General features: G+C 61.3%; 14 protein-coding genes and 1 tRNA gene. 10 read left to right on the top strand and 5 right to left on the bottom strand.

The annotated features are described in order from the left end of the window. Positions 1-37: 37 nt before the first annotated feature. Both obgE and GGD65_RS20345 read right to left on the bottom strand, forming a co-directional pair. The gene (obgE, locus tag GGD65_RS20350) at positions 38-1,078 is read right to left on the bottom strand and encodes a GTPase ObgE (protein ID WP_028139191.1); all 1,041 of its coding nucleotides are present in this window, start codon (positions 1,076-1,078) and stop codon (positions 38-40) included. A gap of 85 nt (positions 1,079-1,163) precedes the next feature. After that, positions 1,164-1,646 carry a MaoC family dehydratase gene (locus GGD65_RS20345; RefSeq protein ID WP_183236429.1) on the bottom strand — a complete coding sequence of 161 codons (483 nt, stop codon included), beginning with the start codon at positions 1,644-1,646 and terminating at the stop codon, positions 1,164-1,166. Positions 1,647-1,915: 269 nt separating this feature from the next. On the opposite strand from GGD65_RS20345, the gene GGD65_RS20340 reads away from it, so the two are divergent. Next, complete coding sequence (locus GGD65_RS20340; RefSeq protein WP_183236428.1) at positions 1,916-2,830, top strand: DMT family transporter; 915 nt, start codon at positions 1,916-1,918, stop codon at positions 2,828-2,830. Positions 2,831-2,991: 161 nt separating this feature from the next. Here GGD65_RS20340 and GGD65_RS20335 read toward each other — a convergent pair whose 3' ends face one another. The 3 genes from GGD65_RS20335 to rplU form a co-directional block, all read right to left on the bottom strand. Then, on the bottom strand, positions 2,992-3,585 hold the full coding sequence (locus tag GGD65_RS20335; protein WP_183236427.1) for a GNAT family N-acetyltransferase: 594 nt from the start codon (positions 3,583-3,585) through the stop codon (positions 2,992-2,994). 154 nt (positions 3,586-3,739) lie between these two features. Further along, entirely contained in the window at positions 3,740-4,009 is a 270-nt protein-coding gene (rpmA, locus tag GGD65_RS20330; RefSeq protein WP_008137923.1) for a 50S ribosomal protein L27, read from the bottom strand. A gap of 103 nt (positions 4,010-4,112) precedes the next feature. Further along, on the bottom strand, positions 4,113-4,499 hold the full coding sequence (gene rplU, locus GGD65_RS20325) for a 50S ribosomal protein L21 (protein WP_008538808.1): 387 nt from the start codon (positions 4,497-4,499) through the stop codon (positions 4,113-4,115). 330 nt (positions 4,500-4,829) lie between these two features. On the opposite strand from rplU, the gene GGD65_RS20320 reads away from it, so the two are divergent. From GGD65_RS20320 to GGD65_RS40260, 9 genes are all read left to right on the top strand, one after another. Then, positions 4,830-5,996 carry an ROK family protein gene (locus GGD65_RS20320; RefSeq protein ID WP_183236426.1) on the top strand — a complete coding sequence of 389 codons (1,167 nt, stop codon included), beginning with the start codon at positions 4,830-4,832 and terminating at the stop codon, positions 5,994-5,996. 576 nt (positions 5,997-6,572) lie between these two features. Next, positions 6,573-6,662, top strand: a tRNA-Ser gene (locus tag GGD65_RS20315). 137 nt (positions 6,663-6,799) lie between these two features. Then, positions 6,800-9,799 carry a BPTD_3080 family restriction endonuclease gene (locus GGD65_RS20310; RefSeq protein ID WP_183236425.1) on the top strand — a complete coding sequence of 1,000 codons (3,000 nt, stop codon included), beginning with the start codon at positions 6,800-6,802 and terminating at the stop codon, positions 9,797-9,799. Beyond that, complete coding sequence (locus GGD65_RS20305) at positions 9,796-10,770, top strand: PGN_0703 family putative restriction endonuclease (RefSeq protein WP_183236424.1); 975 nt, start codon at positions 9,796-9,798, stop codon at positions 10,768-10,770. The genes GGD65_RS20310 and GGD65_RS20305 overlap by 4 nt, the downstream gene beginning before the upstream one ends. After that, positions 10,770-12,002 carry a DNA methyltransferase gene (locus tag GGD65_RS20300; RefSeq protein ID WP_183236423.1) on the top strand — a complete coding sequence of 411 codons (1,233 nt, stop codon included), beginning with the start codon at positions 10,770-10,772 and terminating at the stop codon, positions 12,000-12,002. Before GGD65_RS20305 ends, GGD65_RS20300 begins: the two co-directional genes overlap by 1 nt. 56 nt (positions 12,003-12,058) lie before the next feature. Continuing rightward, entirely contained in the window at positions 12,059-13,405 is a 1,347-nt protein-coding gene (locus tag GGD65_RS20295) for a DNA methyltransferase (protein ID WP_246783372.1), read from the top strand. Between the two features lie 2 nt (positions 13,406-13,407). Then, a complete protein-coding gene (locus tag GGD65_RS40265; RefSeq protein ID WP_246783371.1) occupies positions 13,408-13,719 on the top strand; it encodes a DNA methylase in 312 nt (103 codons plus the stop codon). 4 nt (positions 13,720-13,723) lie between these two features. Further along, entirely contained in the window at positions 13,724-15,592 is a 1,869-nt protein-coding gene (locus GGD65_RS20290) for a UvrD-helicase domain-containing protein (protein WP_312017725.1), read from the top strand. Beyond that, positions 15,540-15,785 carry a 3'-5' exonuclease gene (locus GGD65_RS40260; RefSeq protein WP_246783370.1) on the top strand — a complete coding sequence of 82 codons (246 nt, stop codon included), beginning with the start codon at positions 15,540-15,542 and terminating at the stop codon, positions 15,783-15,785. The genes GGD65_RS20290 and GGD65_RS40260 overlap by 53 nt, the downstream gene beginning before the upstream one ends. Positions 15,786-16,028: the final 243 nt, after the last annotated feature.

The raw sequence follows: 16,028 nt of genomic DNA, 5'->3' as shown, positions 1-16,028 counted from the left end.
GCCCCGTGCGCAATTGCGCACTAGGCAGGGACGACAATCACGCCGACCACGGCTCCGCTTCGGCCGCGCTCTTGGCCTTGGCCGACACCGGGGCCTCGCCGATCACCTCGACCAGCGCACGCAGTGCTTCCTTGACACCATCGCCGGTGACTCCGGAGAGCAGCAGCGGCGTCTTCTTGGCGGCGCGCTTCAGCCGGTCCTTCTGCTTCTTGAGTTCGTCCGGCTCGACCGCGTCGATCTTGTTCAGCGCGACAATCTCGATCTTGTCGGTCAAGAGCCCGCCATAGGCGTCGAGCTCCTTGCGCACCGTCTTGTAGGCCTTGCCGGCGTGCTCGCAGGTCGCGTCGATCAGATGCAGCAGCACGCGGCAGCGCTCGACATGGCCGAGGAAGCGATCGCCGAGGCCGGTGCCTTCATGCGCGCCTTCGATCAGGCCGGGAATGTCGGCGAGCACGAATTCGCGGCCGTCAGCATTCACGACGCCGAGTTGCGGATGCAGCGTGGTGAAGGGATAGTCGGCGATCTTCGGCCGCGCCGCGCTGACCTTGGAGAGGAAGGTCGACTTGCCGGCATTGGGCATGCCGACGAGGCCGGCATCGGCGATCAATTTCAGCCGCAGCCAGATCCAGCGCTCTTCGCCCACCTGGCCGGGATTGGCGTTGCGCGGCGCGCGGTTGGTCGACGTCTTGAAATGCGCGTTGCCGAAGCCGCCATTGCCGCCCTCGGCCAGCACGAACTTCTCGCCGACCTTGGTGAAGTCGTGGATCAGCGTCTCGCGGTCCTCGTCGAAGATTTGCGTGCCCATCGGCACCTTCAGCACGATGTTCTTGCCGTTGGCGCCATGGCGGTCCGAGCCTGAGCCGTTCTCGCCCTTCTGGGCCTTGAAGTGCTGCTGGTAGCGGTAGTCGATCAGCGTGTTGAGGCCGTCGGCGACCTCGATGATGACGTTGCCGCCGCGGCCGCCATTGCCGCCGGAGGGGCCGCCGAATTCGATGAACTTCTCGCGGCGGAACGCCACGCAGCCGTTCCCGCCGTCACCGGAGCGGATATAGACCTTTGCTTCGTCGAGGAATTTCATGGGCCATAGGTAGGCCAGCAGGTCTCCCGCGGCAACCCGGATAGACCCGCAAATCGGCCGAATTTCTCGCGATTTCGCCCCTTGCTTAACCAGTCGGCCGGCGCCGGATCAGGAATTTCTGCGTCCCCTCCAGCACCAGCTCCTTGCGCTGGTTGAACACGGTGCTGCGGAGCGTCACCGCGCCGGTGGTACGTCCCGGCACCAGTTCGGTGACTTCGAGCGCGGGGTAGATGGTGTCATCGGCAAACACGGGCTTGAGGAACCGGCTCGACTGCTCGAGGAAGCCCACCAGGGACTCCTCGACCATGAACGGAAACAGGCCGGCGCCCGGCGCGGTGTGGATCAGCGTCTGAAAACCGTGGGCGAGCAGATGCGGCATGCCGCGGCTGCGGCAATATTCCACGTCATAGTGCACGGGATGGGTGTCGCCGCTCGCGGTCTGGAATGCGGCGAATATCGCCGGGGTCTGGGTCCGGCTCGGCAGCACGAAGCGTTCGCCGATGACGAAATCCTCAAACCAGCGTTGCGTGGGGATCATGCGATGCTGGGTCGGATCGAAATCGGTCATGTCCATGCTCACTTTATCTGCGGGGCGCTTATCGCTACCGCGATGCGAAGAGTGCGACAATCCGTTCAATTCGGCTTGCGCGGGGTTGCCGCGGCGGCTCACGTCATTAAAAACGACCGCAAGCGAACTCTACCGCTGGTTTTCTGCGCTCTCTCCGCCCGTCATTGCGAGGAGCGTAGCGACGAAGCAATCCAGACTGCCGCCATGGAGACCGTCTGGATTGCTTCGCTTCGCTCGCGATGACGACCTCTCACAGTCCGACTTATTCGATGCCCCTGTTCAAGAACCTCTCCGCCTATGACGATCGCTCCGCGCGCCTCGCCGGCATCGGGCTGATGGTGCTGTCGATCTTCATGTTCTCGTTCGGCGACGCCATGGGCAAGTTCCTGGTCGGGACTTATTCGGTGGGGCAGCTCTTGTTCCTGCGTGCCTGCGCGGCGCTGCTGCTGCTCGCGCCGCTGATCTGGCGGCAGCGTCATGATTTCGTCCGCCTCGAACGGCCGTGGCTGCAGCTGTTTCGCGTCGTGCTCTCGACGCTCGAGGTCGCCGCCTTCTTCCTCGCTACCGTCTATCTGCCGCTCGCCGACGTCATCACCTATTATCTCGCCGGTCCCATTTTCGTCACCGCGATGTCGGCGATCTTCTTAGGGGAGAAGGTCGGCTGGCGGCGCTGGACCGCGATCCTGATCGGCTTCTGCGGCGTTTTGATCGCGCTGCGGCCGTCGGCGCAGACCGTCAGCCTGCCGGCGCTGATCGCGCTCGGCGGCAGCCTGTCGTTTGCGACCTTGATGCTGATCACCCGCAGCCTGCGCAAGACGCCCGACATCGTGATGGCATCCTCGCAATTCATCGGCACGTTTTCGCTGGGCGCGGTGCTGTCCGCCTTCCACTGGGTGCCGCCGACCCCTGGCAGCCTGGTGATCTTCGCGCTGGCCGGATGCGTCTCGGTCACCGCGCTGTTCTGCGTCAACCGCTCGCTCAAGCTGGCGCCGGCCAGCGTCGTCGTGCCCTATCAATATTCGATGATTGTCTGGGCCGTGATCTTCGGCTTCGTCGTGTTCGGCGACGTGCCGTCAATGGCCACACTCATCGGCGCCGCGATCATCATCGGGGCGGGGTTCTACATCTACTTGCGCGAACGGGATTTGGGTCGCGAGAGCGTGGAAGTGAATCCGCCGGCGTAACCCCACTCACGCCGTCGTCCCTGCGTACGCAGGGACCCATACCCACAGGGAGATGTTTTGCGAAGACTCGGAGTGGGCGCTTTGCCTCACACTCCTCCCTGTGGTTATGGGCCCCCGCTTTCGCGGGGGCGACACTGGTGATTGAGGACGCAGTGTGCCCCCTACCTCATCCTTCGCGCACTGCTCCAGCTCTTCAGCGACGCCCACACGCCGCGTGACAGACGGAAGCAGTCGACCGGCGTCGACGAGCCCAGCGCCAGGAAGCGATGCAGCTGCACGCCGCTCCACTGGAAGCCGCACTTCTCCAGCACCTTGCGCGAGGCGGGATTGGTGACGCGCGCGCCGGCATAGAGGTGCTCGTCCTCGAACTCCTCGAAGAAGAAGTCGATCGCGCCGCGCGCGGCCTCGGTGGCAAAGCCCTGGCCCCAGTGCTCGACGCCGAGCCAATAGCCGAGCTCGGCATTGCCAGGCGTGGAGCAGTCGATGCCGACCATGCCGACCGGCCCGGTATCGTGCTCGACCAGGAACACGGTCTCGCTGCCGAGCGCGGCAGTGGTGCGGACGAAGGCGACGGCGTCGTCCTGGGAATAGGGGTGTGGCAGGCGGCGGGTGTTTTCCGCGACGCGGCGGTCGTTGGCGAGCCGGGCGATGGTCCTGACGTCGGCGAGGGTCGGCCGCCGCAAGGTCAGCCGTTTGGTGGCGACGACACCAGGTCTCGCCTCAGCCAAGGTCGCGCTCGAGAAATCCTGCAACATGTCCGGCTCCGTGAAAGTCACTAAGTCAAAGTGAGCAAGTCAAAAGAAAAGGGGAGGCCGGTTTCCCGCCTCCCCCTTGGAGCCTTCGATCTCTTGCGATCTTAAGGACTCCGCCGGTTTGGTAGGACCGGCGGACTCCAATTTGATCCACCGTCTATTCAGCCGCCTCTGCGAGCGGGAGCACCGATACGAAAGTGCGGCCGTTGGCTTTGGCCTGGAACGTGACGCGACCCTCGATCTTGGCGAACAGAGTGTGGTCCGTGCCCATGCCGACATTAAGGCCCGGGTGCCAGGTGGTGCCGCGCTGACGCGCAATGATGTTGCCGGGAATCACAACTTCCCCGCCGAACGCCTTGATGCCGAGGCGCTTACCCTTGGAATCGCGACCGTTGCGCGATGAACCGCCTGCTTTTTTGTGAGCCATGGCTCGTCTCCGAAATCCTGCGTATTTCTAGATCAATTCCTTGACGGAATCATTTCAAAATTTCTCACGCATCAATTCGTGAATTGGCGTGATCGATTCTGCGTTACTCGGCGGCTTCCGCTGCCGGCTCCTTCGCCACCTTCTCCTTCTTCGGACGCGGGCCCTTGGTGGGCTTGGCGCCATCCGTCAGGATCTCGGAGATGCGGAGCACCGTGATCTCGTCGCGATAGCCGCGCTTGCGGCGCGAATTCTTGCGGCGGCGCTTTTTGAACGCGATGACCTTGGGGCCGCGCTTGTGGTCGAGCACCTCGACCGCAACGGACGCGCCTGCGACCGTCGGAATGCCCAGCACCGGCGTGTCGCCGCCGACCACCAGAACTTCATTCAGCTGCACGATCGAGCCGACTTCGCCTTCGATCTTGCCTACTTCGAGAACATCATCCGGCACGACGCGGTATTGCTTGCCGCCGGTTTTGATGACTGCGAACATCGTTTTTTTCTCCGTGTTCAATCCCGGCCTCGCGACTGGTATCGTCGGGGTCGGCTTTTTGTCAGTCGCTATGGGTTTATCGAGTTTTGTGCGGGCGGGAGTTATCCCTTTGAAAACCCACGCAAAAACAAGCGGCGCGAGAAACGCCCCGCGCCGGGTGTGGGACTTATAGCCGCCGGCAGGGAAGAGTCAAGGAAAACCGCGGAAAACGTCCGGATTTGAAGGATTTGGACCTCTTCCGGCGCCCCGTCGAATCTGCGGGGTAGCATTGCAACCAACGGGTTCCCTTGCCGTTGTCCTCGCAAATCGACATGCGGGCAAGGGCTTACCATGGCAACAGACGAACTGGTCAAGGCGACGGGCATCGCCCATCACGGCGCGGAGCGGCTGCCGTCGGTGGAGATCGACAGTTTCAACATCGAGATGAAGGACGAGGACGGCTTTCTCGGCGATCGCGCCAGCAAGGGCGCGTTCCGCGACATCCTCGACCGCTGGCGCAAGCCGCTGCGCAAGACCGGGGAGGACCCGTTCGGCAAGGAGCCCTCGGAGGAGATCAGCAAGAAGACGCTGGATGCCATCCTGGTCGGCGACGACACCGAGGCCTCCGCGGTGGTGCACAGCGCGATCGAGGATTTCGCCCAGGAGCTCGCCTATGTCACCCGGCGTTTCCTCAAGACCAAGGCCTGGGCCAAGACCGAGCGCATCGTGGTCGGCGGCGGCTTCCGCGATTCCCGGCTCGGCGAGCTTGCGATCGCGCGCACCGAGATCATCCTCAAATCCGAGGACTTCAAGATCGACATGATGCCGATTCGCCATCACCCCGACGAAGCCGGCCTGCTCGGCGCGCTGCATCTGGCGCCGTCCTGGATCTTCGAGGCCTATGACAGCATTTTGGCCGTCGACATCGGCGGCACCAACATCCGCTGCGGCCTGGTCGAGACCAACTGGAGGAAGGCCAAGGATCTGTCGAAGGCCAAGGTCGTGAAATCCGAGCTGTGGCGTCATGCCGACGACGAGCCGACGCGCGAAGGCGCGGTCAAGCGGCTCACCAAGATGCTGAAGGGGCTGATCGCGGACGCCGAGAACGACGGCTTCAAGCTCGCGCCTTTCATCGGCATCGCCTGTCCCGGCGTGATCAACGCCGACGGCTCGATCGAAAAGGGCGCGCAGAACCTGCCGGGCAATTGGGAGAGCAGCAAGTTCAACCTGCCGGCGAGCCTGATCGAGGGCATCCCCGAGATCGGCGAGCACGACACCGCGATCCTGATGCACAATGACGGCGTGGTTCAGGGCCTCTCCGAGGTGCCGTTCATGCAGGACGTCGAGCGCTGGGGCGTGCTCACCATCGGCACGGGCCTTGGCAATGCGCGCTTCACCAACCGCCGCAAGGAGAGCGCCAAGGACCGGGACAGTACGGAGAACGGCAAGAAAAAGGCCAAGGAAAATAACAAGGAAAACAACAAGGAAAACAACAAGGACAGCGCCAAAAGCGACTAGCTGCGCGTTTTCAAGCGAAGTGGACACCGGTTCGCGTCGAGAAAACGCGCAAAACGAGGAATCTGGAGCCCCGTTCCGGTGTCATCGGAACGGCAGCGGGCTCCAGAGTAACCTTGACTGGTTAGGTTAAGGACCGGATTGCGTTGCGGCGCCGAGGCCGCACGCTAGGGTCGAATTGTCGCCTCACCTGGCCGGCGAAGCCGCCCTTCCCAGCCAGTATTGCAATGAGCGGCAAGGGACCGCCAGTGTTTACCGCGTCTGGCGGTCCCACCCCGTTTTTTTCGAACACGCAATGAGACGCCCGCTCCGAAGGCGGTGCGCCCCCTCCCCCGCTCGCGGGGGAGGGTTGGGGAGAGGGTGTCTCCGCATTGGGGTTGTCGAAGCGGACGCCTCGCGCGCGCGAAAAACGGGGCAAATCGCTAATCGGACCGCCTTTCCCCCCGTTCGCGCCGGGAAAAGGCGGGCAGAGGGCGAAACAGGCAGCGGATTTTCGCCCCGCGCGCCTTGTCTGGCCCGCCATCCTCGCCTATTAACGCCCCCAACCACAGGGGCCCTGCTCCTACCATGGCGCCTTCAGGAGAGGTGGCAGAGTGGTTGAATGCACCGCACTCGAAATGCGGCATAGGTGCAAGCCTATCGGGGGTTCGAATCCCTCCCTCTCCGCCATAACCCGATTTGTCAGTTATCCATTTTGCCCATGGCTCATCCGAAGCCTTCAACCTACAGTATGGTAGGTGGCCCATATGCGCTCGATTTGCGTGCATCATGTCAGGCCGAGATAATTTCGGGGCGGACCAAGGAAATTGACTAGCTTTTACGATCGGCCGATTCTGAACTCGCCGTACCGGGCACCAGAACTGCACCATCCCCTCGACGACAACGGCCAGCCCCTCGAGGGGGAGCCGCGGCGCGGTCGTCGACCGTCCCGATTGATCGTGCCCGTGCCCGCTTCCAGGAAGAAGGCATCGAGCAATCAAGCCTCGCTCGATCTTGAAACTTACACCGACCACGCTCTGATCAACGAAATTCGTGGTCATCTCGATAACTGGCGTGCGCTCCGTAATCCGGCCGACTGGGGCGTGACTGGGACCACGCAACGGCTGCTCGAATATTGGCGCAATCACGAGTTCGTCGCCCAACGCCCGTTCTTTTGCCAAATCGAAGCGGTCGAGACCATCATATGGCTGACCGAGGTCGCTCCGAAGCGTGCGGCGACGAAGGGAATCCTGGATCGGCTTCTCACGAACAACGCGGAAGCCAATCCGGAACTGTTCCGCCTAGCGATGAAGATGGCGACGGGCAGCGGGAAGACCACCGTAATGGCGATGCTCATCGCATGGCAGACGGTCAACGCCGCACGTAAGGACTCGAAGGATTTTTCCCGCGCCTTTCTGATCGTAGCCCCCGGCATTACAATTCGCGACCGTCTTCGCGTGCTGCTCCCGAGCGAGCCGGACAACTACTACGAGACTCGCGAGATCGTACCGCCGGAAATGCTGCCGGAGGTTCGCCGCGCCGAGATCGTGATCACCAACTACCATTCGTTTCAGCATCGCAAGACTTTGTCCCTGCCCAAGGTCGCGCGCAGCTTCCTGCAAGGCAACGCGCCCGAATCGATTAAGACGACCGAGACGGAAGCGGAGATGCTCGAAAGGGCTTGCGGCAAGCTGCTGAACTATGACCGCGTCAACGTCATCAATGACGAGGCTCATCATTGCTACATGCATAAGGTCGGCGATGACGTCGAAGGTCCCTTGACAGGAGAGGACAAGAAGGAGGCTGCCGAGAACGAGGAGGCTGCCAGGCTTTGGATCAACGGCATCAAGGCCCTCAACCGCAAACTTTCGAAAGGTGTTCGGGCAGTCTACGATTTGTCCGCTACCCCCTTTTTCTTGCGCGGCTCGGGTTATGAAGAAGGAACTTTGTTCCCCTGGGTCGTGTCCGATTTCAACCTGATGGACGCGATCGAGAGCGGCATCGTTAAGCTGCCGCGCGTGCCAGTGACCGACAATCTTGTGCAGACTGATACGGTGGTCTATCGCCATCTGTGGAAGCATATCGGCAAGGACCTGCCGAAGACCGCGGCGGGGGGCAACAAGCTTAGCCCCTTCGACCTTCCGAACATGCTTCGAACCGCGCTCAACGCGCTCTACAGCCATTACGAAGGCGAATTCGAGCGCTGGCAACGCGCCGGCATCGGTGTGCCGCCGGTGTTCATCGTCGTGTGTCAGAACACTGCGATTTCCAAGCTCGTGTTCGAGTGGATCGCCGGTTTCGAGCGTGGTAACGCGGAGCAGGACGAACGCGCGGCCTTCCATGCCGGGCATCTCGAACTGTTTCGAAACTATGATGAAGAAGGGCGTCGCCTTCCTCGCCCGAGGACGCTGCTGATTGATTCGCGCCAGATCGAATCCGGGGATGCTCTGGACAAGGGGTTTCGCGAGGCGGCCGGCCCGGAGATCGAACAATTCAAGCGCGAACTTGCAGCCCGCGAAGGAGCCGGCAACGCACAGGGCGAAACTAGCGAGAGCGAGCTGCTGCGCGAAGTGATGAACACCGTCGGTCGCGCCGGCCGGCTCGGTGAGCAGATTCGGTGCGTCGTCTCGGTGTCGATGCTGACCGAAGGGTGGGACACCAACACGGTCACTCATATCCTCGGCGTTCGTGCATTTGGCACGCAGCTGTTATGCGAGCAAGTGGTTGGCCGCGGCCTGAGACGCCAGTCCTACGATCTCAATCCGGAGACCGGCCTATTCGACGTGGAATATGCCGACATCATGGGTATCCCGTTCGATTTCGCCGCCTCTCCGCAGAAAACGAAGCCGATCGCGCCCAAGCCGGTCACACGAGTCCACGCGATCAAGGAGAGAGCTGAGCTCGAAATCCGTTTCCCGCGCGTCAGCGGCTATCGCCGCGACCTACCTTCCGAGAAGTTGGAAGCTGCCTTTACCGCGGACAGCCGGCTGGAGATAACGCCCGTCGATATCGGCCCGACCTCAGTCGTCATGGAAGGTATCGTGGGTGCGGGCGTGACTATTACGCCGCAAGTCCTGGAGCGGTTGCGGCCTTCAGAAATCAGTTTCAACCTGGCCAAGCATCTTCTCTATACCCATTTTCGCGATGACGAGGGCTTCCCCAAACAACATTTGTTTCCCCAGATCCAGCGCATTGCGCGAAAATGGCTCGATGAAGGCTATCTGGTCACTAAGGGCGTACCGATCGGTGCGATCCTGTATCAGGATCAACTCACCCGCGCTGCGGAGAAGATCGATATCGCGCTCACGCGAGGCAGCGAGGGACGGCTTCTGGCTGTGCTCGATCCCTACAATCCCCGGGGGTCGACGCGCTTCGTTAACTTCATCACATCCAAGCCAGTATGGAAGACAGGTGCGCAGCCACCGAAGTGCCACATCAGCCATGTCGTCCTCGACAGCAGCTGGGAAGAGCAGCTCTCGTTGACACTCGAAAACCATCCCCGCGTGCTCGCCTACGCCAAGAACCAGGCGATGGGCTTCGACATTCCCTATCTCGATGCCGGCGTGATGCGACGCTACGTGCCCGATTTCCTCGTCCGTCTCGATGTCGGCGGCGACGAGCCGTTGAACATGATCCTCGAAGTCAAGGGCGACCGCGACGAGGGCGACAAGGCTAAGGCGCAGACGTCTCGCGACCTTTGGGTACCTGGTGTCAATGCACTTGGGGGCTTCGGACGCTGGCACTTCAAGGAGTTTCGCGACTGGGCGAACATGGAAGAAGATTTTGCTGCGTTGGTCGACCGGCTGCTGGTGAAGGAAGGAGCATGATGAACAAACCGTCGTTCGATGCCGAGCAGCGCAGGATTCAGGGCGCTTGGTTCACCGAAAACCTTGCCCCGAATCACGGTTACGCGGGAGCCGCATACCGCATTCCCCCGGCCTGCCGCGAATTGAATCTGGCGCCCTCGATACGAAAAGCGGCGGACCGCCTGTTCTCGGCGAAGCCCGCGATCCAATGGCACAAGCACGCCAATCATGGGCTCTCATCCCAGGTATGCTGCCTCAATTTCCTTCTGCCATTCGCCGCGAAGCCGGAATTGCTGCGCCGGTGGGTTGAACATGTGACAGCCGATCAGGCGTCCGAGATGTTGCCAATCGAGTCGGATCGTGCAGGCCAGCCCTGGTTTGTCACCTTCGAATGGATCGGCGAAACCGATCATCTCAACGAGGGCAAGCAGGGCGCGCCACGCAAACGAGGCGCCAACGCCACCGCCGCTGATGCAGCAATGCTGTATCGGGACGTTCAAGGCCGCAACAATCTGCTGCTGATCGAATGGAAATACACCGAGCGTTATGGCCAACCTCTCAATCCAAGGGGTAATGCGACGCGTCGGCAACGCTATGAGCATATCTTTCGTCAGCCGAACGGGCCGATTTGCGCCGATGCGAAAGTTATCCTGGACGAACTCTTCTATGAGCCGTTCTACCAGATGCTCCGGCAGCAGATGCTCGCATGGCATACAGAGGCAGGTGATCCGCAGATCGACCGGGCACGTGTTCTCCACCTATCACCTTCAGGCAATCGTCTGCTGCATCGGGTAACTTCGCCCGGGCTGCGCAGATTCGGTGACGATGCCTTCGACGTCTTCAAGTCGTTGTTGGCAAATCCGCAGGACTTTATCTCCATGTCGATAGAGGACGCCTTCGCTCCCCTGACCGCATGGCCGGAAGCAGATTGGTACCCGTGGCTGCGGAATCGCTATCCGTCGTTATGGGCCGAAACTGAGGTTCCCGCTTGATGACACGCCCGACCAAACCGTCCAAATCGCCGAAATCGTCCAAGCAGGTCGATGCGCTCAAGCACGACGCGGCGAGCCGGCGCAATATTCCGACGGCGGAGATGGAGAGCTTCTTCCGGCGCGACGAGGACGCCTCGCCGATGCCGCCCAAGCACTATCCGCGCGCCCGGCCGCTCGCCGAAGGCACGACCCGAACCGCCGAGGAGCCGCGTGCGCCCGAACTGATCTGGAACGGTACGAAGATCACCATCACGCCGGAGCAGATGAAGGAGCTGGCCGAGACCGGCAAGCTGACGCTGTCGGATGCGCAGCTGGTCTGGCGCGGCAAAGACGAACAGGACTGGTCCGACCTCGTCGTCAACGTGCCGCCGCTCTACATCCAGGAGAAGATCCAGCCGCAGGCGATCATCGCCGACCTCAGGCGTCGCACGGCGGGAACGCGCGAGGCGCGAACCGAAGCGCCGGATATGTTTGCTGATTTCAATGGACTGCCGCAGGACTGGGTCGAGGACGGCTTTTACAAGCACGATGGGCACTGGTCGAATCGCATGACACTTGGCGACAGCTTGCAGGTGATGGCGAGCCTGTCCGAGCGTGAGAGCTTGCAGGGTAAGGTCCAGTGCATCTATTTCGACCCGCCCTACGGTATCAAGTTTAACTCGAACTGGCAGGTCTCGACGCAGTCGCGCGACGTCAAGGACGGTAAGCAGGCGGACATCAGCCGCGAGCCCGAGCAGGTGAAGGCCTTCCGCGATACTTGGAAGGACGGCATTCACAGCTATCTAACCTATCTGCGGGACCGCTTCACTGCGATGCAAGATTTGCTGACCGAGAGCGGTTCGATCTTCGTGCAGATCGGAGACGAGAATGTTCATCGCGTTCGGGCGGTAATGGATGAGGTGTTTGGTAGTGCAAACTTCATCTCGGAGATCACCGTACAGAAGGCCGGATCCACTTACGCAGAATATCTTGGTGGCGTCGCCGATTACGTGCTTTGGTTCGCGCGCGATAAGGAGCGTCTCAAGTATCACGCGCTGTACGATTCGAGGAAGATCACAGAAGAAGACTCTGGACGGTTCACGCTTGTTCGTCTGGCAGACGGGGGCCTTATACCTAAGAAGGGGGCATCGGACGTAGGGCAACACAATCTCGTGGCCCCAGACCCTCTTCAGTCTGCATCTGCAGGGCGCGAAAAGGGCGAAGGTGCTCCAGTTGGTTTCCCGTGGAATTAGCGGGAAAAACCTACCGCCCAACGATGCAAAGTCGATGGAAGACCAACGAAATAGGAATGGAGCGGCTTCGCAAAGCTGCTCGACTCATCCCACTTTCCACATCAATCCGGTACGCACGTTCGTTTAGCGATTTCTCCGTCTCGACGCGAACGAATATTTGGAATGATTTGAGTGGTGCAAGCGACAAGACTTATGTCGTCCAAACAGCCACCGCAGTTATTGAGCGTTGTATGTTGATGGCCACTGATCCTGGTGATCTCGTCCTAGATCCCACGTGCGGCTCCGGCACTACTGCCTATGTGGCCGAGCAATGGGGACGGCGCTGGATCACGATTGACACAAGCCGGGTTGCACTGGCGCTCGCACGCACGCGGCTGATAGCGGCGCGCTATCCTTGGTATTTGCTCGCTGACAGCCGCGAAGGCCGCGCAAAGGAGGCTGATCTTCAGAAGCGCACGCTTCCTGACACCCCAGTTCAGAACGATATTCGCCAGGGTTTCGTCTACGAGAGGGTGCCGCACATCATGCTCAGCTCGATCGCGAGTAACCCGCTGATCGACGACATCTGGGAGAAGTGGCGGGCATTAATCGAGCCGCTGCGCGCTGCGCTCAATAAAGCGACCGAGAGCAATTGGGAGGAGTGGCAGGTTCCGCGCGAACTGAACGACGACGCGCCGGCCTTAGTCGTCGAACTGCACGCCAAGTGGTGGAAGGCACGGACCGCCCGACAGCGCGAGATCGACGCTAGCATTGCTGCGCGAGCGGATGTCGAATATCTCTATGACAAACCCTATATCGACAATGCCCGCGTGCGAGTCGCAGGTCCATTTACGGTTGAGAGCTTGTCGCCCCATCGAGTGCTGCCGGCGAGCGAGGAAGAGCTGATCGACTTGCTCGATGCCGCTGAAGGTAAGCGCAACGCCGCCGATGCGGACCTAGCCGGGCTGGATTTTGCCGCCATTGTGATCGACTATCTCAGATCCGAAGGCGTCAAGCAGCAGGCTAAGGGCGACCGCATCACCTTCGAGAGCTTGACGCCGTGGCCGGGGAAGAGGTTCATTGGCGCCAGTGGCACCTTCATTGAAGGCGAGAATGGTCCCGAAAGGCGCGCCGCGATTTTGATTGGCCCAGAATACGGCACCGTCGGTCGGCAGGACATTGTCGCGGCCGCGCGCGAGGCCGTTGATGCGCGCTTCGACGTGCTGATCGCCTGCGCCTTCAACTTCGACGCCCACTCCTCTGAATTGGGCAGCCTCGGGAGCCTCAAAATTCTGAAGGCACGCATTAATCCCGACATGCATATGTCGGAGGAACTGAAGAACACTGGGCGTGGTAACATGTTCGTTGTGTTTGGCGAGCCCGACGTAGAAATTCTTGATGATGGGGGGCTGAAATCCGAGTGAAGGTGAACGGCGTTGACGTGTTCGACCCCAATACTGGCGACATCCGCTCCAACGATACCAAGGGCATCGCTACGTGGTTCGTCGACACCGACTATAACGAGGAGAGCTTCTTCGTGCGCCACGCCTATTTCCTCGGCGCGAACGATCCCTACAAGAGCCTGAAGTCCGCACTCCAGGCCGAGATCGACGAAGATGCCTGGGCGACGCTCTATTCCGACACCTCGCGCCCGTTCCCGCGGCCGGCGGGGCGCCGCATTGCGGTGAAGGTCATCAATCACTTCGGCGACGAGGTGATGAAGGTTTTTGGAGTGTGAGCGCGTGAACTTTCTCATCGCCGACACTTTCACCGCGTCGTTCAATCGTCTTTCCGGCGTGGACCAGAAGGCGGTGAAGGCGAGCGTCTTCGATCTGCAAATGGATCGGAGTGGCAACGGTCTCCAGTTGCATCGAATCGACAAGAGCAAGGACCCAAATTTCTGGTCGGCGCGGGTCAATCGCGATATCCGGTTGATCGTCCATAAGACAGCCGAAAGCCTGCTGGTTGCCTATGTCGACCATCACGACGGAGCCTATGCCTGGGCGGAACGGCGGCGGATCGAGGCCCATCCCCGAACCGGCGCGATACAGATTGTTGAAGTCCGCGAGCAGGTGGCGGAAGTCGCGCCGCCGCCGACATTCGATTTTGTTTTTCCCGAGCCTGCCAAGAACGAAGCGGCAAAGCCCGCGCTGTTTGCTGCACTAGATGACAATGCGCTTCTCTCGGTGGGGGTGCCCGCTGATTGGCTGGCCGACGTCCGTGCGGCCGATGAAGACTCTTTCTTCACGCTGGCGGCGCATCTCCCTGGCGAGGCTTCCGAGGCCTTGCTGGAGTTCGCCGCTACCGGCAAATTGGCGCTGCCGGCTCCGCCGACCGCTGATCCCTTCAAGCATCCCGATGCGCTGCGCCGCATTCGCCTGATCGCCGATCAGGAGGAGCTCGAACAGGCGTTGGCCTTTCCGTGGGAGAAGTGGGGCGTCTTCCTTCACCCCTCGCAACGCTCGCTGGTCGAACGCTCCTTCTCGGGGCCGGCCCGCGTGGCGGGATCGGCGGGCACCGGCAAGACTATCGTTGCGATCCATCGAGCAGTGCGGCTCGCTCGCGAAAATCCATCCGCCAAGATACTCCTGGCGAGCTTTTCTCAGCCTTTGGCTGATGCTCTTGCAAAAAAGCTTCTGGTCCTTGCCCCTGAGACAGGCGGCGTCGTGCCCCGGATCACGACCGCATCGTTCCGTGGGATCGCCGAGCAGATGTATCAGCTCGAACACGGCGTGCGGCCTCGGATCGCATCCGACGTCGTTTTGCGCGAACGGCTGCGCGCCGCCGCTGCCGGGGCCGCGATCAAGGGTTTTTCGGAACGTTTTCTGCTGTCCGAGTGGACCAACGTGGTTGACGCCTGGGGCCTGTCGTCACTCGACGCCTATTCGACCGTCGAACGAATGGGGCGCAAGAGCAGGCTTGGCCCCAACCAGCGCGCGCGCCTTTGGCCTGTCTTCGCAGCGGTTCGGGAGACGCTTGAGACGGAGCGCTACACCACATGGGCCAACGTCTTCACCGGCCTCGCGAAAGCCCTTGAAGGCCGTACCTCCAAGCCATTCGACCACATCGTCATCGACGAGGCACAGGACTTGGCGCCCGCGGAGCTGCGTTTCTTCGCGGCGCTGGCGCCGGCAGGTCCGAACGGCCTGTTCCTCTCCGGCGATATTGGTCAGCGTATTTTCCAGCATCCTTTCTCGTGGGCGAGCCTCGGCGTCGATGTGCGAGGCCGATCGCATACCCTCAAGGTTTGCTATCGCACATCGCAACAGATTCGACGCGCTGCCGATCGGCTTTTGCCGACCGTCCGCCGCGACAGCGACGGCTTGGACGATGAGCGTCGCGGAATCATTTCGGTGTTCGATGGACCTCCGCCCGAGATCAGATCCTTCGCCACGACTGCAGCAGAGGCAGAAGCGGTCCGCCAGACGGTGGAAGGCTGGCTCAGCGAAGGAATCGTAGCCCATGAGATCGGTCTGTTCGTCCGGACACCGGAGCTCGTTGTGCGCGCGCACCGCGATCGAAGGGTTAGCAGGCGCAGCCGAGATAACGACGGCTCAAATGAGCCTCGCCAAGGGTTTGGAGTTTCGTGCAGTGGCCGTCATGGCGTGTGATGAGGGCGTTCTGCCGCTCGACGAGCGCATCGCCGATGCTGCTGACGAGGCTGAGCTCGACGACATCTACGAAACTGAAAGACGGCTTCTCTACGTCGCCTGCACGCGGGCTCGCGAGCATCTGCTGCTCACAGGAGTGATTCCCGTTTCTGAATATCTGGCTGATCTAGGCAGCAACACGCAGGCGGCTTGACGAAGCATCGCAGCATTTCAATCGCAATTGCAACGATGCCATCATGCCCCTGTTTTGCCCGACGAAGCAAACGATGGCCGCCCCCTTGCGCCGAGTCACCCGGCTCGGACCCCGCGTAACCCATTGATCTTCCAGCCCACGCCTACTGTGCATGGGGTTGTTTTCGCGTTTTTGGTCATCCGGGCATCGGAAGACCCCCCGCAGAGCGATGCCAGCTTGAACCCACCGCCCCCACGCTCCGAC

The organism is Bradyrhizobium sp. CIR18 (assembly GCF_014198295.1).
In the GTDB taxonomy this organism is placed as follows: domain Bacteria; phylum Pseudomonadota; class Alphaproteobacteria; order Rhizobiales; family Xanthobacteraceae; genus Bradyrhizobium.
The sequence above is the reverse complement of the archived record's forward strand: the minus strand, read 5'-3'. Positions and strand labels throughout refer to the sequence as shown.